19 protein-coding genes and 2 pseudogenes are annotated in these 15,830 nt (G+C 65.9%); 13 read left to right on the forward strand and 8 right to left on the reverse strand.

Features of this window, described 5'->3' with window-relative positions; all coding sequences use genetic code 11:
• Positions 1-2: 2 nt before the first annotated feature.
• Genes H7K34_RS16630 through H7K34_RS16650 form a run of 5 tightly spaced genes read right to left on the reverse strand, consistent with a single transcriptional unit; the run spans position 3 to position 3,637 of the window.
• A complete protein-coding gene (locus H7K34_RS16630) occupies positions 3-728 on the reverse strand; it encodes a class II aldolase/adducin family protein (protein ID WP_264063108.1) in 726 nt (241 codons plus the stop codon).
• A complete protein-coding gene (hcaB, locus tag H7K34_RS16635; RefSeq protein WP_264063109.1) occupies positions 725-1,531 on the reverse strand; it encodes a 3-(cis-5,6-dihydroxycyclohexa-1,3-dien-1-yl)propanoate dehydrogenase in 807 nt (268 codons plus the stop codon). Before hcaB ends, H7K34_RS16630 begins: the two co-directional genes overlap by 4 nt.
• A complete protein-coding gene (locus H7K34_RS16640) occupies positions 1,528-1,794 on the reverse strand; it encodes a dihydrodiol dehydrogenase (protein WP_108922371.1) in 267 nt (88 codons plus the stop codon). The genes hcaB and H7K34_RS16640 overlap by 4 nt, the downstream gene beginning before the upstream one ends.
• Positions 1,791-2,345, reverse strand: a complete 555-nt coding sequence (locus H7K34_RS16645) for a 3-phenylpropionate/cinnamic acid dioxygenase subunit beta (RefSeq protein ID WP_108922373.1) — start codon at positions 2,343-2,345, stop codon at positions 1,791-1,793. The genes H7K34_RS16640 and H7K34_RS16645 overlap by 4 nt, the downstream gene beginning before the upstream one ends.
• Positions 2,342-3,637, reverse strand: coding sequence for a Rieske 2Fe-2S domain-containing protein (locus H7K34_RS16650; protein WP_264063582.1), 1,296 nt, complete (start codon positions 3,635-3,637; stop codon positions 2,342-2,344). Before H7K34_RS16650 ends, H7K34_RS16645 begins: the two co-directional genes overlap by 4 nt.
• A 313-nt stretch (positions 3,638-3,950) precedes the next feature.
• Here H7K34_RS16650 and H7K34_RS16655 point away from each other — a divergent pair, with 313 nt between their 5' ends.
• Genes H7K34_RS16655 through H7K34_RS16675 form a run of 5 tightly spaced genes read left to right on the forward strand, consistent with a single transcriptional unit; the run spans position 3,951 to position 7,970 of the window.
• Positions 3,951-4,892, forward strand: coding sequence for a Rieske (2Fe-2S) protein (locus tag H7K34_RS16655; RefSeq protein ID WP_264063110.1), 942 nt, complete (start codon positions 3,951-3,953; stop codon positions 4,890-4,892).
• A gap of 21 nt (positions 4,893-4,913) precedes the next feature.
• The gene (locus tag H7K34_RS16660; protein WP_108922377.1) at positions 4,914-5,399 is read left to right on the forward strand and encodes a hemerythrin domain-containing protein; all 486 of its coding nucleotides are present in this window, start codon (positions 4,914-4,916) and stop codon (positions 5,397-5,399) included.
• Between the two features lie 33 nt (positions 5,400-5,432).
• Entirely contained in the window at positions 5,433-6,206 is a 774-nt protein-coding gene (gene pcaH, locus H7K34_RS16665) for a protocatechuate 3,4-dioxygenase subunit beta (RefSeq protein WP_264063112.1), read from the forward strand.
• Positions 6,199-6,744 (forward strand): protocatechuate 3,4-dioxygenase subunit alpha, encoded by a 546-nt coding sequence (gene pcaG, locus H7K34_RS16670; protein ID WP_264063113.1) that lies wholly within the window; start codon positions 6,199-6,201, stop codon positions 6,742-6,744. The genes pcaH and pcaG overlap by 8 nt, the downstream gene beginning before the upstream one ends.
• Positions 6,741-7,970: a lyase family protein gene (locus tag H7K34_RS16675; protein ID WP_264063114.1), complete on the forward strand. Its 1,230-nt coding sequence runs from the start codon at positions 6,741-6,743 to the stop codon at positions 7,968-7,970. The genes pcaG and H7K34_RS16675 overlap by 4 nt, the downstream gene beginning before the upstream one ends.
• A gap of 63 nt (positions 7,971-8,033) precedes the next feature.
• Here the strand turns inward: H7K34_RS16675 and H7K34_RS16680 are convergent.
• A pseudogene (locus H7K34_RS16680) lies at positions 8,034-8,657 on the reverse strand (TetR/AcrR family transcriptional regulator); the annotation flags it as partial.
• Between the two features lie 141 nt (positions 8,658-8,798).
• A complete protein-coding gene (locus tag H7K34_RS16685) occupies positions 8,799-9,620 on the reverse strand; it encodes a class I SAM-dependent methyltransferase (protein WP_372510779.1) in 822 nt (273 codons plus the stop codon).
• A gap of 26 nt (positions 9,621-9,646) precedes the next feature.
• On the opposite strand from H7K34_RS16685, the gene fdxA reads away from it, so the two are divergent.
• Genes fdxA through H7K34_RS16710 form a run of 5 tightly spaced genes read left to right on the forward strand, consistent with a single transcriptional unit; the run spans position 9,647 to position 12,452 of the window.
• Complete coding sequence (gene fdxA, locus H7K34_RS16690) at positions 9,647-10,003, forward strand: ferredoxin (RefSeq protein WP_264063115.1); 357 nt, start codon at positions 9,647-9,649, stop codon at positions 10,001-10,003.
• A gap of 11 nt (positions 10,004-10,014) precedes the next feature.
• Entirely contained in the window at positions 10,015-10,674 is a 660-nt protein-coding gene (locus tag H7K34_RS16695) for a helix-turn-helix transcriptional regulator (protein ID WP_264063116.1), read from the forward strand.
• A gap of 2 nt (positions 10,675-10,676) precedes the next feature.
• Positions 10,677-11,102: a hypothetical protein gene (locus H7K34_RS16700; protein ID WP_264063118.1), complete on the forward strand. Its 426-nt coding sequence runs from the start codon at positions 10,677-10,679 to the stop codon at positions 11,100-11,102.
• Positions 11,103-11,152: 50 nt separating this feature from the next.
• On the forward strand, positions 11,153-11,500 hold the full coding sequence (locus H7K34_RS16705) for a cupin domain-containing protein (RefSeq protein WP_264063119.1): 348 nt from the start codon (positions 11,153-11,155) through the stop codon (positions 11,498-11,500).
• 4 nt (positions 11,501-11,504) lie between these two features.
• Entirely contained in the window at positions 11,505-12,452 is a 948-nt protein-coding gene (locus H7K34_RS16710) for an NAD(P)H-dependent flavin oxidoreductase (protein WP_264063120.1), read from the forward strand.
• A 3-nt stretch (positions 12,453-12,455) separates the two neighbouring features.
• Here the strand turns inward: H7K34_RS16710 and H7K34_RS16715 are convergent, their stop codons facing one another.
• Positions 12,456-12,956 carry a DUF1990 family protein gene (locus tag H7K34_RS16715; RefSeq protein WP_264063121.1) on the reverse strand — a complete coding sequence of 167 codons (501 nt, stop codon included), beginning with the start codon at positions 12,954-12,956 and terminating at the stop codon, positions 12,456-12,458.
• 30 nt (positions 12,957-12,986) lie between these two features.
• Here H7K34_RS16715 and H7K34_RS16720 point away from each other — a divergent pair, with 30 nt between their 5' ends.
• The 3 genes and pseudogenes from H7K34_RS16720 to H7K34_RS16730 all read left to right on the forward strand — a co-directional run bounded on the left by H7K34_RS16720 (position 12,987) and on the right by H7K34_RS16730 (position 15,701).
• Positions 12,987-13,889 (forward strand): aldo/keto reductase, encoded by a 903-nt coding sequence (locus H7K34_RS16720; RefSeq protein ID WP_264063122.1) that lies wholly within the window; start codon positions 12,987-12,989, stop codon positions 13,887-13,889.
• 24 nt (positions 13,890-13,913) lie between these two features.
• A pseudogene (locus tag H7K34_RS16725) lies at positions 13,914-14,538 on the forward strand (PaaI family thioesterase).
• Between the two features lie 203 nt (positions 14,539-14,741).
• Positions 14,742-15,701: a glycosyltransferase family 2 protein gene (locus H7K34_RS16730; protein ID WP_264063123.1), complete on the forward strand. Its 960-nt coding sequence runs from the start codon at positions 14,742-14,744 to the stop codon at positions 15,699-15,701.
• Positions 15,702-15,830: the final 129 nt, after the last annotated feature.

Here is a 15,830-nt window from a genome sequence, read left to right on the forward strand (position 1 = left end):
CCTCAGTAGGCCGCAAGCCGTGCGACCTCATGGCGCCAGGCCGCATCGGCGGTGAAGGCGGCTCCCAAATCGGGCAGGTCGTCCCAGTCGGCATCGTCGATGTCGCGCAATGTGCCTCCGGCCGACAGCACTCGCAACGACATCTGGGCCAACGCGTCGAGGCTGATCGCCTGCAGCACCGCCTGCGGCACAGTGGCTGCGGCGCTGGTGATCCCGTGCCCGCGGCAGATCACTACCGGTAGCCCGCGCATCGCGGCGACCATCTCCTTGCCCAGTGCGCTGTTGCGGATCAACACGGCGCGTTCGTAGACGGGCACGCCGCGGCGGGCGAGCCAGGCGCCGGGAATGTCGTATGCCCCGTAGATCGGCCGGATCGGGACGCCGGCGAGATCCGCGGCGACGACCGCCGGCGGGTGCAGATGCGCGACGGCCCGGTGCCGCGAATCCGCCTGCATGGTTTCGACGTGGATGGGCAGTTCGTTGGGGACGCGGTATCCGTCGAGTTCGCCACTCCCGCCGGCGCTGCCGTCGAATCGGATCAGGCGGATATCGCTGGGCGCGGTGTTGGCCACGCCGGTGTCGGCGTCGCTGCGGCAGCGGACGAGAAGATGATCGTCATCGACGCGCAGACTCAGGTGGCCGAGCATGCCGTCGACCAGGCCGCGGGCCGCGGCGACCCGGCAGCCCTGGGCGACCAGGGCGCGCTGGCGGTTCAGCTCGTCGGTCACGGTCGTTCGACTTTTGGTGTGCCGATGCCGAATCCGCCGTCCGGGTGGATGGTCTCACCGGTGATGCCGCGGGATCGGCCGGAAGCCAAGAACACGAACGACCACGCATGATCCGCGCCGGACAGTGCGACGTTCAACGGGGTGCGTGCGGCGACGTCGCGTGCCCGGTTGGGGTAGTCGTCGAGGCGGGTGTCGTTGAGCCCCAGGCTAGTCAGGCCGCGCAGGTCGGTGTTGACCGTGCCGCCCGGAGCTACCCCGTTGACCCGGATCTGCGGCGCCAGCTCATGCGCCAGCGAGGCCACCAGCCCGCGCACGGCAAACTTCGACGACACGTACAGCACGCCGCCGCGGCCGGGATGGTACGACGACGCCGACTCGGTCAGCACGATCGACGGCTCAGCGCCATCGCGCAGCGCAGGGACCGCGGCCTTGACCGACTGCAGGTGGCTCAGCACGTTGGTGCGAAACATTTCGTCGAAGGCGTCGGCGAGGTTGTCGGCATCGAGATCGGCCACGCCCTGGTAGAAGTCGAAGACTCCCACGCAGTTGACCAGGATGTCGAGCCCGCCGAACGCATCAACCGTTTCGGTGACCGCGCGATGGTTGGCCTCGCCGGTGATGGCGTCACCTTCGACCACCCGAATCTCGGGTAGCTGTGCGCGCAGCAGTCCGCACTTCTGTGGATCACGTTCCAGCACAGCCACTCTGGCGCCCTCGGCGAGGAAAGCCTCGACAACGGCCCGCCCGATTCCGGATCCGCCGCCCACAACCAGGGCACGCTTGCCGTCCAACCACGCGGTCATGACTGCGGGCTCTCCGGGTCGGGCAGCAACGGCGCACCGGAATTCCCCACCATGGCCGCCATCGTCCGGGGGTTCTGCCACGTCAGGGCCTCCACCTCTAGGGCGTCCAGGCTGATCCACCGGCCGGTTCTGGGCGCGCCGATCAACAGCCTCGAACCATTGCGGGTGTCAACTCGGCGCACCACAACCTCGGTGAATTCGTTCGCGACCGTGAGTGGTTCGCCGACCGTGCCGGCTAGCAACTGCTCGAGTTGATCATTCACAGGAACACCGCCAAGTTCTGCATCCGCAATACCGCCTCGTCGGCAATGATTGTGCGCCGGGCGAGCTTGTATCGACCTTCGCACCAGCGCAGCAGGTCTTCGCGACCGCACGACATCAAGGCGCTTTCGTTGACGTCGCCGCGGCTGCGGAACAGCAGTTCGGCGGATTCGACCACCAGCTGTGCTGCATCCCCTTCGGTTGGGTCGGATTCGAAGGTGCGCACGTTGGTGATGAAGTGGCGCAGCCGCGACGGTGGGTCCTCGGCCCACACGTGCTCGGTGCCCATTCGCGCGACCCGCTGGGTCAGCGAGTACTTGTCCTCGTCGAAATGCGCCATCCCCGGTGCGGTGTCAAACCCGGCGCCGCGTGCCGTCGTGACGCGCACCGGCATCACGTAACGGATGTCTTCGGTCAGCGTGTCCAGCCACTCCTCGTATCGCTGGGCGTCCAACAGATAGGCCTCGTCCACCAGGAACTGATGCGCCTGAAGATGCCGGGCGTCATCAAAAGGCAAGGACGGCAACGCTTTTCTTGACGAATGTGGGCTCATACGCCGGCTCCCTGCAGATAATCGGCCCACAGCTTCAGCAACTCACGCTGGTTGTACTCGTTGTAGCCGACCTGCGCGCGCCCCGGGCCGTGGAAGGACTCGGCGGGCAGCGCATCGACCACCGGGCGATCGTCAGACAGCAGGCCCATTCGGCTGTTCAGCAGCAGCCGCCGTGCCATCGAGCCGCCCGCGGTGGTGGTCAACGACACCCAGTTCTCCACGTCGTCCTGTTCGAACATTCCGCTCGAACCGAAACACATCAAATACGCCTTGTAGGAGTCCTTTTTGTACTGCGGGGGAGCGGCGGAGTCCACCGCGAACCACGAGCACACTTCGGTTTCATTCTCACTGATGGGTTGCCACAGGCGGATCGAAATGAAAGGCAGCACCTGGTCTTTTCGGTCGTGCACCTTGGGCCAGTTGTGCACGAAGCTCAAGTTCGGAAAGCAGGTCGCCGCCGAAATCATGAACCCGTCCTCGCCGACCACCCGCTGCTGCTGGGGCGTCCACACGCCTTTGATCCGCTCGATCATCTCGTCGGGATAGCCGACGTATCCCATCCGCTCCTCGAAGCTGCCCGGCGGCAGCTTGTACGTGGTCCCGCCGCCGCGATGCGCCCAGTAGGTGGCGCCGTCCTTGCGCTTCTGCGCCTTCGGCTCCCGGAACAGCCCGATCTCGACGATCGATGCGTGCGTATGCGGCGTGTGGTACATGTCGCCACAGAAATTCTCGGCGCCGATCTTCCAGTTGGACTTGATCCGCCAGCGTTGTGGCCCATGCACTTCCAGGCCCGCGACGCTCTGCTTGGTGTAGAAGTCCAGATAGAAGGTGAAGTCGCCGAGGAAGTCCTGCAGCGGTTCTGCGTGCGGATCCAGGTTGATGAAGAGCAGGCCGTTATAGCTGGCGAAGTTCGGCGCCGGCAGCAGATTGTTGGCGCTGCGCGCGAAGCCCTCGTCGCCCCCGTAGGCCTCGCGATGAAAGGGCAGTCCGGTGAGCCGGCCGTCGTTGCGGTAGGTCCACCCGTGGTACGGGCACCGGAAGTTGGAGGCGTTGCCCATCTCCGCGCGGCATACCTGCATACCGCGGTGCAGGCACATATTGAACATCGCCCGGATCTCGCCGCCCGCGTCGCGGGTGATGATGAATGAATCGTCGAGAACCCGGCGCACCACGTAGTCGCCGTCCTGGGGGATCTCCGACTCGTGGCCCACGAACGTCCAGGCCCGGCTGAACAGCCGCTCCCTCTCCAACGCGAACAGCTGCTTGTCGTTATAGATGTGCGCGGGGATCATGCCCCGGCGCACGCTCTCGAACAGGCCGTCCTCGAAATCGGCGTCTACCACGCGAGCCTCGCTCTGCTCTACAGAAAGTACTTCGGCTAAATAGAATCCTGTACGGCGCTCTGTTGGTCAAACAGCAGGAACTTGCGAGGTTTCACGGCGCCCTGTGCGGAAACTCCGAGCTAGCCCACAAGGAAGTTGCCAGAGGCCACAGTTACCGTCAGCATATGTCTATGCCGCACAGGGTATGTGAACTCTCAGGCTGTTCAGCGCGTACCGCGTAGAGGTCCGCCGTACGGCTGCGTTGGGGAAGGAACTTGGTGCTATGGCTGATCGATCCGCAGGTCGCCTGCGAAAATTCGGACCGCGTGTGCTGTCCGCCGTCGGGCGCCAAGAGTGGCTGGACCGGCCCAGCTATCGGCTGGAACACCTGCTCAGCTTCGCCTTCAACGGGCTGGGCCGCGCCCGCAACGACGTCGTGAACGCGCTGAACGGCGTCTGGCTCGGGCACCCGGCGCACCCGCCGCTGGCGTCACTGACCAGCGGGGCGCTCGCCACCACCGTTGCCCTGGATGCGCTCAGCGTGCTGCCCGGCCGCCCCGCCCAGGAAATGGTCGACGCCTCGCGGTTCGCCTCCCGTGCCCTCGGCGTCGGGATCCTGGGCAGCATCGGTTCGGCCATCACCGGCGCCACCGACTGGCAGCACACCCACGAAGAAGACCGCAGGGTCGGGCTGGTGCACGGCGTGGTGAACCTGTTCGCGACCGGGCTCTACGCGCAGTCCTGGTGGGATCGCCGGCAGGGCCGTCATCGTCGCGGCATCGCACTGACCGCGCTTGGCTATGTCGTCACCGTCGGTGGCAGCTATCTCGGCGGCGCCCTGGTGTTCGAATCCGGCATCGGCATCGATCAGTCCGGCCGGCGGCTGCGCACCAAAGAATGGACCCCGGTGCTGGACGCGAGTTCGTTGAACGGGAAGCCGGTGCGGGTCGAGGTCGACGGGGTGGGGCTGGTGGTATGCCAGACCAAGCCCGGCGAGGTGTCGGCGTTCGGCGAGTTCTGCCCGCACCTGGCGGCTCCGATGGCCGACGGCTGGGTGGATCGCGGCCGGATCGTATGTCCTTGGCACGGTTCGTGGTTCGCGGCCGAGTCGGGTGATGTTCTGCGTGGCCCGTCGGCAGCTCCGCTGCCGCGTTATGAGGCCAGGTTGGCCAACGGAATGGTCGAAGTCCGCGGCGAGGCGCAGCCCAGCCTCGACGGGTCATAGGGATTGGAGCGAAGGAGCAACGTGAACGCGTACGAAGTGTTGAAGGACCACCACGTCGTGATCAAGGGTCTCGGTCGCAAGATCAGTGACGCACCGGTCAACAGCGACGAACGCCGTGCACTCTTCGACGAAATGCTGATCGAACTCGACATCCACTTCCGCATCGAAGACGACCTGTACTACCCGGCCCTGGCGGCCGCCACCAAGCTGATCGCGGTGGCGCATGCCGAGCACCGCCAGGTGATCGACCAGCTTTCGGTGCTCCTCAAGACCCCGCAGACCGCGATTGGCTATGAAGACGAATGGAACTCGTTCAAGACGGTGCTCGAGGCGCACGCCGATGAAGAGGAACGCGACATGATTCCCGCGCCGCCCGAGGTGAAGATCACCGACGCCGAGCTCGAGGACCTGGGCAACAAGATGAACGCCAGAATCGAGCAGTACCGTGGCTCCGCGCTGCACAAACTTCGCACCAAGGGGCGCGCCGCGCTGGTACGCGCTCTGTAGCTGCAGGCCGATTGGCGAGTAGCGTCACGCTTCGTGAGGGCCGCACCGCAGGGCGTCGCGTCGCAGGGTGACATCACGGCGGAGATCGCCCGAATCGCGGCCGCCTGCGAGCACACGAACGCCGGCGCACAAGATCAGCCGCGGCTGAACTATCCGCCATACCGCAGCAGCATGTTGCGCCACCCGAAACAACCACTGCTGCTTACCGATCCCGAGGAGCTGGAGCGCTGCGCGCCGTGCTTCGGGGAAGTCGAGGTCCACCCGCTTGACGCCGACCTGACGGCCGGCCAGCCGGGCGAGCCGATCGGGGAGCGCATCATCGTGACCGGGCGGCTGCTGGATCGGTCCGGGCGACCGCTGGCGGGCCAGCTGATCGAAATCTGGCAGGCCAACGCCAGCGGTCGCTACCGCCACCAGCGCGACCAGCACCCGGCTCCGCTCGACCCGAACTTCATTGGTGCCGGTCGCTGCCTGACCGGGCCCGACGGGACGTACCGATTCCTGACCGTCAAGCCCGGTCCCTATCCGTGGCGTAATCACCACAACGCGTGGCGGCCGGCGCACATCCATTTCTCGCTGTTCGGTACCGCGTTCACCCAGCGCCTGATCACCCAGATGTACTTCCCGGGCGACCCGCTGTTCGACCTGGATCCGATTTTCCAATCGGTTCTGGATCCCGCTGCGCGCCAACGCCTGATCGCCGGCTACGACCACGATCTCACCGAGCCGGAATATGCCACCGGATATCGATGGGACATCGTGCTGGCGGGCAGCTCCAGCACCTGGACAGAAGCCGAACATGACTGAATTAGCCAGTACCCCGGGGCAAACCGTCGGCCCCTTCCTTCATCTCGGGTTGCCTTGCGACACCGAGATGGTGGACGACGCGGATCTCGGCGCGCTCCGGCTGCACGGCACGGTGTACGACGGGGCGGGCACACCGATCCCGGATGCCCTGATTGAACTCTGGCAGGCCGACACCGCCGGGCGCATCCCCCGCCGCTCGCTGCGGCGTGACGGCTTCACCGGGTGGGGCAGGGCCGCAACGGATGCCGCCGGGTGCTACAGCTTCACCACGGTGACACCGGGAAGCGACGGGCGGCCACCGTTCTTCGCGATCACCGTCTTTGCTCGCGGGCTGTTGAATCGACTGTTCACTCGCGCCTATCTGCCCGGCGCGGATCTGGCTGCGGACCCGCTACTGGCCACCCTCGCTGCCGAGCGGCGGGCCACCTTGCTCTGTGTTGGCGAAAGCGGCTCGGGCCGAACGGATTACCGATTCGATATTCATCTGCAGGGTCCACACGAGACCGTGTTTCTGGCGTACCGGGACGCTGCGGTATGACCAATCTGTTGTGGCCGGGCGACCACCGTGCCGGCGAGCACCTGACCGATCAGTCGCTGCTGCGGTCGATGGTCGCGGTGGAATCCGCGTGGCTGAGCGCCCTGGCCGCCGCGGGTTTGGCGCCCGCCGGCGCTGCAAGCGCCGACCTGTCAAACCTGGTGGACCAGGGCGATATGGAAGCGCTCGCAGTCGCCGCCGAGGACAGCGGCAACCCGATCGTAGGCCTGGTCGAGCTGCTGCGTGAGCGAGCTGAGCCTGCCTTCGCCCCGTGGATCCACCGCGGGCTCACCAGCCAGGACGTCGTGGACACCGCGCTGATGCTTGGCGTGCGCGCCGTGGTGGACGAGCTGAGAACGCAGCTTTGCGAGCAGGTTTCGACGCTGGCTGCACTTGCGGACTTACATCGGGCCACCCCGATGGTGGCCCGGACGCTCACCCAGCAGGCCGCGCCGACCACGTTCGGCGCCAAGGCGGCCGGCTGGTGCAACGGCGTCGTCGATGCCTGCGAGCAGCTTTGCGGGCTGATGACCCCGATCCAGGTCGGTGGGGCCGTCGGAACGTGGTCGGCCACGACGGAACTCGCCACACTGCTCACCGACGCGGCAGACCCGGCGGGAATATCGGAGCGGGTAATGCAAGCCGCTGCAGCGACTTTGGGTTTGGGGGTGCGGCCACCGTGGCATGCCACCCGGACGCCGGTGACCGCGGCGGCGGATGCCTTCCTTGGGTGCACCGATAGCTGGGGCCGGATCGCCTCGGATGTGGTCACCCTGGCACGTCCGGAGATCGGCGAATTGAGCGAACCGGCCGCCGGCAACCGTGGCGGCTCGTCGTCGATGCCGCACAAGCGCAATCCGGTGCTGTCCATCCTGATACGGCGGACTGCGATATCGGTGCCGCAGCTGGCCGCGACCCTGCACACCGCGGCGGCGCTGGCCAACGACGAACGCCCCGATGGGGCATGGCATGCCGAATGGGACACGCTGCGAACCCTGGCCCGGCGGACCCTGAGTGCGGGCTCCCAGTGTGGCGAGCTGCTGGCCGGGCTGCAGGTGCATGCCGGGCGGATGGCCGAGAACCTGAGTGCTGCAGACGTTCTCGGTGAGCAACGCGCGATCGCCGACCTGGCCGGGAAGTCGCCGACGCCAAGCTATTTCGGCGCGGTCGACCGATTGATCGACGCCAGCCTAGCTCGCGCCGAGCGGATATCCGGCAAGCGGCCGTGAGGTGTTGGCGGTGATGTCCCGCAGCGACAGCGCAGCATGCGCGGCGCCGGCGTTGCCGTCCTGGTAGATGCTGGCCAGCCAGATGTGCACCAGCGTGTCGATCACCCGGTCCTGGCCGATCGCCGGGGATTCGGTGGTGAACGTCGCGGTCATCAGCCGCTCGCTCAACATGTTCAGCGCGATCGATAGGTCCTCGGCTCCGACGGTCGCCGGGGCGATGCCCCGTTCGCGCTCGGCCGTGATCGCGACGGTGGTAAACGAGATCCACTTCTGCATCAGCGTCGACCAGAGCTGGCGGACCTCGGGGTTGGTGGCCTTGGCTGCCGCGCCGGCCACGGCGACCGCGCGGTGTGAGCCCGACACTTCGAAGAACGCCTCGATGCGGTCGCGCCACAGCATCGCGGGATCGCCGGTCAGCTTGTCGCGAAGTTTCTTCAGCGCCGCGTGTGCCTTGTTGTTCATTTGGTCCAGCAACGAAAGCAGCACCGCGTTTTTCGACGGGAAATAGAAGTAGAAGGTGGGGCGGGAGATGCCGGCACCTTTTGCCAGATCGTCGACGGAGAAGTCGGCCAGCGGCCGCTCCTGAAGGAGTCGCTCGGCGGTGGCCAGGATGGCCTGCTCACGGTCGTCACCCGAGTGATGCGAGGAACGGCGACCGCGGGAGACATGCGCGTACCCGGTGTGCATCGAGGGGTCGGACACGGCACATACCCTAGGGGTGCACCGATATATGCCAGGCAAATTGTTGATGACGACGAACAATAATGTCGATTAAGTTCAGCGCTTTGCCGGCGCGATCGGCGCCGGTGGCGAATTTCGGAGTCGACTTTACTCGTGCTCCGGCTTACGGGCGATGATCGCGACGGCGGTCAGCTGGTCGCGGTGCTTGCGGAACGTGTGACGCATGGTCAGCACCCGCTTGCGCGCGTCCGGATGCAGGAGCAGGTTTCTGGCAAACCGCAGCGCTCCGAAAAGCCCTTCGTCGGCGATGATCCGGCGTGGCTGCAACAGCGCCATCGGTGCGGTCACCACCCGGTCGACGATCAGTCCGTGGTCCGACAGGAGTTGTGACCATTCGGCAATGGTCAACGGACGCGCGTTCACCTTGATCGCGCGGGCAAGCGCCTGCCGGATCTCCGTGCTGATCTCCTCGGGCACGGTGTCGGGTGTCAGCGCGAGTTCGTGGATCGCGTAGCGGCCGCGCGGTCTGAGCACCCGCGCGGCCTCGGCGACGATCGCGTGCTTGGTGGCATCGCCCTGCATCGTCAGCATCGCCTCGCCGATGACGACGTCCCGACTGGCGTCGGGCAATCCGGTGTCGGCCGCGTCGGCGACCCGGACCGTGCCGGTCGCGGCGTTCAGTCCGGCAATGACGTCCCGAACGCTGTCGGCCGCATCGGGGTCCTGTTCGGCGCCCACATACGACCGCGGTTGCCGGTTGAGAATCTCCGCTGCGGTGCGGCCGAGACCCGGCGCCAGCTCAAGCACATCGGCGTCGGTCACCTGGGCGCCGGCCAGCATGGTGCGGGTGAGCCCGACGCCACCCGGGCGAAGGACTCGTTTCCCCAGCCGCGCAAGCGGCCAATGTCCCTGGACGCTGTGCGACTTGACATGGGAGCCATGGGCTTTCCCGTCCTTCCTGGTTTTCACAACTTTGATTGTGTAAACTCTATCGCATGACCTACGTTATCGGGAAGCCCTGCATCGATGTGATGGATCGGGCATGTGTGGACGAATGCCCGGTGGACTGCATCTACGAGGGTGGCCGGGCGCTCTACATCCATCCCGACGAATGCGTGGACTGCGGCGCGTGTGAGCCGGTCTGCCCGGTCGATGCGATTTACTACGAAGACGACCTGCCCGAGGAGTTGCGGCCGCACCTGGCCGACAATGAGGCGTTTTTCTCCGAGACCCTGCCGGGGCGCGACGCTCCACTGGGGTCACCGGGCGGAGCGGCCAAGCTCGGTGCACTGGGTGTCGACGCTCCGTTGGTGGCCGCTGAACCGAAGGCCGACGTTTCCGAGGGAGCGTGAGGAGGATCGCCATGTCAACGGGGGAGTCCGCGGGTCGTCGTCGTGAGGTGCTGCGGACGTTGCGGACATCCCGGGATCCGCTGACCATCGTCGCGATCGCCGATGCGTTGGGCGTGCATCCCAACACCGTTCGCTTCCACCTCGACAGTCTTCTCGGCGACGGCCAGGTGGAACAGGTCGAGCCGGGGCGCAAGGGGCCGGGGCGTCCACCGCTGATGTTCCGGGCGGTCCGCCAGATGGATCGCGGCGGCACGCGGCACTACCGGTTGCTCGCCGAGATACTGACGATGGCCTTTGCGGCCGAACAGGATTCGGGCGCCAGGGCGCTGGCCGCCGGGCGGGCGTGGGGACGACAACTCGATTCGAGCGTGGACTCGTCGCCCGGGGACGCCCAGAGTCCGCAGGCTTCGATCGATCAGCTGGTCGATGTGCTCGATCAGCTTGGGTTTGCCCCCGAGCGCCGCCGAGCCGACGGGGAACAACAGGTCGGTCTGCGGCACTGTCCGTTCCTCGAGCTCGCCGAAACCCGTGCCAGCGTTGTGTGTCCCGTCCATCTCGGGCTTATGCAAGGAGTCCTGGAAAGCTGGGGTTCCCCGTTTGCTGTCGAGCGCCTCGATACGTTCGTCGAACCGGATTTGTGCGTCGCCCACCTCGAGATGCAGGAGGCCTAACGATGAGCACCGAAATGGCGATCGCCGTCGCGATCACCTTCGTCTGGCTTGGCATGGTGTTGGCCATCTCGTTTTTGGAAGCCCCGCTGAAATTCCGGGCGCCCAACGTGACCTTGCAGATCGGACTTGGCATCGGGCGCTTGGTTTTTCGCGCACTCAACACCGTCGAGGTCGCATTCGCCATCGTCATCCTGGCGGTCGCGGTGGACGGCCCGATGCCGTCGCGGATCATCGTCGCATTTTGCGTCGCGTTCGCCGCGCTCGCCGTGCAGTTGATCTCGGTGCGGCCCCAGCTGACTCGCCGCTCGGATGCGGTACTCGCCGGATCGAACGCGCCCCGCTCCCGAGCTCACTACGTCTATGTCGCTTTCGAGGTGGTCAAGGTGGCGGCGTTGATTGTGGCGGGGATACTCCTATTGACCGCATAGACGTCTCAACGCCCACCGACAGCCCACCGCCACACCGAGGGGACTTACCAATGGAATCAATCTCGCTGACCAGCCTGGCGACCGAAAAGCTGGCCGAAGCCCGGCAGTCGCACAGCGGACGAGCCGCACACACCATTCACGGCGGCCACGACCATGAACTCCGGCAGACCGTGCTCGCGTTGCTCGCCGACCACGACCTGTCCGAACATGACAGCCCCGGCGAGGCGACGCTGCAGGTGCTGCAGGGTCACGTGCGTCTGACGGCGGGTGGCGACTCCTGGGACGGTACGACCGGTGACTACGTCGCGATTCCGCTGCAACGCCATGCCCTGCACGCGGTCGAGGATTCGGTGATCATTTTGACGGTGCTGAAGAGCATCCCCTCTGTGGCACACTAGCCGTATGTTATTCACTTCCTGGTCAAAGGATTTCGGCCTGCGGGTGCCTATTGTCAACGCCCCGATGGGTGGGGTCGCCGGTGGTCGGCTGGCCGCCGCGGTGACAGCTGCCGGAGGTTTGGGCATGGTCGGCATGGGCAGTTCGGCGACCAGGAAATCGTTGGCGACCCAGCTGCAACATGTCGACGGGCGATTCGGGATCGGCTTGGTGGACTGGGTGATACGCGGCCAACCGGGGCTGCTAGAGGATGCCCTGGCGGCGCGCCCGGTTCTATTGTCGGTCAGTTTCGGTACCGACTGGTCCTGGGTAGCCAAGGCGCATGACGTCGGAATTACCACCGTCACACAGGTATTCGATGCTGCCGACGCTCTTCGGGCTGTTGACGGGGGAGTCGACATCGTGGTCGCGCGTGGCGCGGAAGGTGGCGGTCACGGTGAGGTGAAGCTCGCGACGCTGCCGTTGCTGGATGCCGTGTTGGAGGCAGTGTCGGTGCCGGTGCTCGTGGGCGGCGGCATTGCCTCGGCGCGCAGCCTGGCCGCGGTGCTGGCGGCGGGAGCCAGCGGCGCGTGGGTCGGCACCCGGTTGATGGCGTGTGCGGAGAGTCTGAGCAGTGACGGTAGCCGCCGTGCCGTGATCGCAGCCAACGCCACCGACACCGTGGTCACCCGGATCTTCGACATCGCCGAGGATCTGGCGTGGCCGACGCGGTTTCCGTCGCGGGTATTGGCGAATGACTTTGTCACGCGCTGGACGGGTAAAGAGGACGCGCTTGCCAACGACCAAGCGGCCCGCGATGAGCTGGCCGCCTCGATCAAAGCCGACGACCGCAACGTTGCCGCGGTCCACACCGGTCAGGCTGTCGGCATGATCCGTGACGACGCATCAGTAGCCGAGGTCATAGACGGAATGTGTTCGGGTGCAAAGGAATTGCTGACTGGCTGGAGTTCCTAGCCGTCACACTCCGCGCAGGTAGCGCTTGGCGATGACGCGCTGAGCCACCGACACCACCGGATGCCCGAGTTTGCTCCACCAGGTCGCCGGGCGGGAAAACGCCGACACCTCGGCGAAGACCGCGTCCGTCGCCGGGTCGAAGCGGACGGCGAAGCGCTCCTCGCCGGATTCGGGATGGCCTTCCAGCGTGCCGTAGCCGAAACCGCGGATGTCGGGCTCATCGATCACGTACACGACCCGGCACGGCGCGGGCAGAAAGCCCATCCGCACCAGCACCACCGTGTCGAGGGCCGCGACGTCGGAGCTGGCGTTCACCCGCAGCCCGGCCCCGTGTTGCATGCCCCAGCGCATCACGGCCTCGGCGGCCCGCTCGAAACGCTGCCGGCCGGTACCGATCTGCTTCTCGACGTGCAAGTGGCCGTATCCAGCGGGCAGGTCGCCGGCGGCGGTCGCACCCACTTCGGAGTAACTCAGCGGAAGTTCCTCGAGTGCTGCTAGGTCCACACGCCCAGCTTGCCACGCCGAGATGCGTGAATGCGCTTGAAGCGTAAGTTCGTAGGCGTGACCGCACAAAACTCGAAAGCTGTTGCCGAAGCGTCAGGAACGTTCACCTTCGGCGGCGATCTGACCGTCAACCGCCTCGGTTTCGGGGCAATGCGCATCGTCGGCAAGGGCGTCTGGGGTCCACCCGCCGATCGCGACGAATGTGTCCGGGTGCTGCGACGCGCCGTCGAACTCGGCGTGGACCTCTTCGACACCGCGGATTCCTACGGCCCCTACATCTCCGAGGACATCATCCGCGAGGCGCTGTACCCCTACGACAACCTGGCGATCGCAACCAAGGCCGGGTTCTTGCGGACGGGCCCGGATGTCTGGATCGAGATGGGTTACCCGGCGTACCTGCGGCAGGAATGCGAGATGAGCCTGCGCCGCCTGGGCGTCGAGGCCATTGACCTGTTCCAGCTGCATCGCGTCGACCCCAAGTGGCCGTTGGCCGACCAGGTGGGCGAGCTGGTCAAGCTGAAGGACGAAGGCAAGATCCGGCATATCGGGCTGTCCGAGATCAATGTCGACCAGCTCAACGAGGCGCAGGCGATCACCCAGATCGTGTCGGTACAGAACCTGTACAACCTGACGGTCCGCAAGGCCGAACCGCTGCTCGATGCCGCCACCGAACAGGGCGTCGGCTTCATCCCGTACTTCCCGCTGGCAGCGGGGCCGCTGGCCGCTTCCGACGGCCCGCTGCAACGCATCGCCGCCGACCACCACGCGTCGCCGTCGCAGCTGGCCCTGGCCTGGCTGCTGAAGCGCTCGCCGGTGATGCTGCCGATCCCGGGAACGTCGAAGGTGGCGCACCTGGAGGAGAACGTGGCCGCCGCCGAGATCACGCTCAGCGACGACGAGTTCGAGACCCTGGCGGCTGCTGGAGCGCGGTAGGCGGCCACCCAATACGGTGTTCTGGTGGCCGGCGACCATCCGAAACACCCCGGTGGGGGGTTCAACCCACCCGAACCGACGACCAAGGGCGGGCCCGACTACGGCCGGTTCGTCGATGCGGTGCGCAAGCTGCAAGACCATGCGCGTGCCGTCGACGCCCCCGACGAGGTCATCAGCGAGGCCGCGGACACGCTGGAGAAGCTGTCTGCGCTGCTGAGCCCGTACGACGCCGACGAGTGGGCGTCGCCGTCGGGGCGGCGGATGGACTTGCCGATGCGCGGCAACATCCTCACGGTGCCGTTGTCGTCCCGCAAGACCGAGGACGGGCGGATCGAGGGAACGGCCCGCTTCGCGCGGTTTCACCTGGGGCGCAACGGCGCCGTCCACGGTGGGTCGCTCGGGATGCTGTTCGACACCATCCTCGGCCTGACCGCCTCAGTGCTCACTGGCAGCCCCCGTCAACGCACCGCCTATTTGATAGATCAACTACCGCAATATCGTGCCGGTCGAAAAAGAGGTGCAGTTCGACGTGGGCATTGACGAGGTGGACGGCCGCAAAATCTTTGTGTCGGGCAGGGTGACCGACGGCGACACGCTGCTGGCCGAAGCCGATGCGTTGTTCGTGAAACTCAAACCCGGCCAGCCCTGATCGCGTTGCGTCTCGCATGACAATAGCCCCAGCTCATTGTTGTCTTGACAGACTATTGCACAGGTGTAGATTGAGCTACCGAGGTGGCTATGAGCGCGAACAAGTACGTCAGATTGTGCGTAGTGACCGCCGCGAAATCCGCGGCGAGACTGACGGTCGCGCCAAGGCCTCGTTGTTCTATACGGGCCGGTGCCGTGCCGGCGATGGCCGACAGGCGCCGGTGCCCGTCGGTGGCGATCGTCATTCCGGCCTACAACGAGGAACGTTTCATCGGCAGGTGCCTTGAAGCGTGCCTCGATCAAACGTCGAGACCGGACGAGATCATCGTCGTCAACAACAGGTCGACCGATGGCACCGCCTCGATAGTGCGGAGATATCAAGCAGGCCAGCCCCGCACCGACATACGCCTGATCGATCAAAACGAGGTTCAGGGCATCGCGCCAACGCGCAACCGCGGGTTCGACGACGCGCGAAGCGATGTGATCGGCCGTATTGACGCCGACTCCGTCATTGCCAGCGACTGGGTCCAGACGATTCGCGGCCGCTTCCGGGACCCGGTCATCGATGCGGCGACCGGACCTGTCATCTACTACGACATGCCGATGCGCGGACTCTTCCTCCGGATCGATCGCACGGTCCGTGCCTGGTTGCAGTTCAGCTGCAAGGACCAACGGTTCCTGCTCGGGGCCAATATGGCCATCCGTGCCTCGGCGTGGAGGGCGGTCCGTCAGCTGACGCGGCTGGATCCAGAAGATCTCCTGCATGAAGACATTGACCTGGCGGTGACGCTGTTCAAGAACGACTTCGAGGTCGCATACGAGCCCACACTCGTTGCCGGTATGTCCGGTCGGCGGGTTGAATGCTCGCCGCGCGAGTTCTATCGCTACGCCACGCGCTACATCAGGACCACCAGAGCGCACGGAGTCAAGAGCGGTCCCGCCCGCTTGACGGTCGCCATCCTCCTGCTGGGGTACTTCCCAGCTCGCATGCTTCGGTTCTGCTACGACGTAGACAAACTTCGGTTCACCACGACGAAGCTGCGCGCCACACTTGGCGAGCTCACCAGCCGCGCCGGACGCGATGCGCGGGCGCAGGTGTTCAAACTGGGTAGGACCGACACTGCCGCGCGACCGGTAGCCCCGTTGCGTGATCGAGCGGCGTAGCGGCCGACTCGCTCGCATTTGTTGAGATGTTGGTCCGCCCGGCCGCGTCCGCGATGGGTTAAGCCGCGGCCAACCGGTATTGCCTTGGGCTCCTCGAGGTCCGCCCCGATAGCATGGCAACGTTCAATC

This window comes from Mycobacterium montefiorense (assembly GCF_025823255.1).
Lineage (GTDB): Bacteria > Actinomycetota > Actinomycetes > Mycobacteriales > Mycobacteriaceae > Mycobacterium > Mycobacterium montefiorense.

Bases quoted from the DNA above. Each gene is read 5' to 3' on its own strand.
- hcaB (WP_264063109.1), bottom strand. From the start codon at position 1,531: ATGACCGCGTGGTTGGACGGCAAGCGTGCCCTGGTTGTGGGCGGCGGA.
- H7K34_RS16645 (WP_108922373.1), bottom strand. From the start codon at position 2,345: ATGAGCCCACATTCGTCAAGAAAAGCGTTGCCGTCCTTGCCTTTTGAT.
- H7K34_RS16650 (WP_264063582.1), bottom strand. From the start codon at position 3,637: ATGATCCCCGCGCACATCTATAACGACAAGCAGCTGTTCGCGTTGGAG.
- H7K34_RS16655 (WP_264063110.1), top strand. From the start codon at position 3,951: ATGGCTGATCGATCCGCAGGTCGCCTGCGAAAATTCGGACCGCGTGTG.
- pcaG (WP_264063113.1), top strand. From the start codon at position 6,199: ATGACTGAATTAGCCAGTACCCCGGGGCAAACCGTCGGCCCCTTCCTT.
- H7K34_RS16675 (WP_264063114.1), top strand. From the start codon at position 6,741: ATGACCAATCTGTTGTGGCCGGGCGACCACCGTGCCGGCGAGCACCTG.
- fdxA (WP_264063115.1), top strand. From the start codon at position 9,647: ATGACCTACGTTATCGGGAAGCCCTGCATCGATGTGATGGATCGGGCA.
- H7K34_RS16695 (WP_264063116.1), top strand. From the start codon at position 10,015: ATGTCAACGGGGGAGTCCGCGGGTCGTCGTCGTGAGGTGCTGCGGACG.
- H7K34_RS16700 (WP_264063118.1), top strand. From the start codon at position 10,677: ATGAGCACCGAAATGGCGATCGCCGTCGCGATCACCTTCGTCTGGCTT.
- H7K34_RS16705 (WP_264063119.1), top strand. From the start codon at position 11,153: ATGGAATCAATCTCGCTGACCAGCCTGGCGACCGAAAAGCTGGCCGAA.
- H7K34_RS16710 (WP_264063120.1), top strand. From the start codon at position 11,505: ATGTTATTCACTTCCTGGTCAAAGGATTTCGGCCTGCGGGTGCCTATT.
- H7K34_RS16720 (WP_264063122.1), top strand. From the start codon at position 12,987: ATGCGCTTGAAGCGTAAGTTCGTAGGCGTGACCGCACAAAACTCGAAA.
- H7K34_RS16730 (WP_264063123.1), top strand. From the start codon at position 14,742: ATGGCCGACAGGCGCCGGTGCCCGTCGGTGGCGATCGTCATTCCGGCC.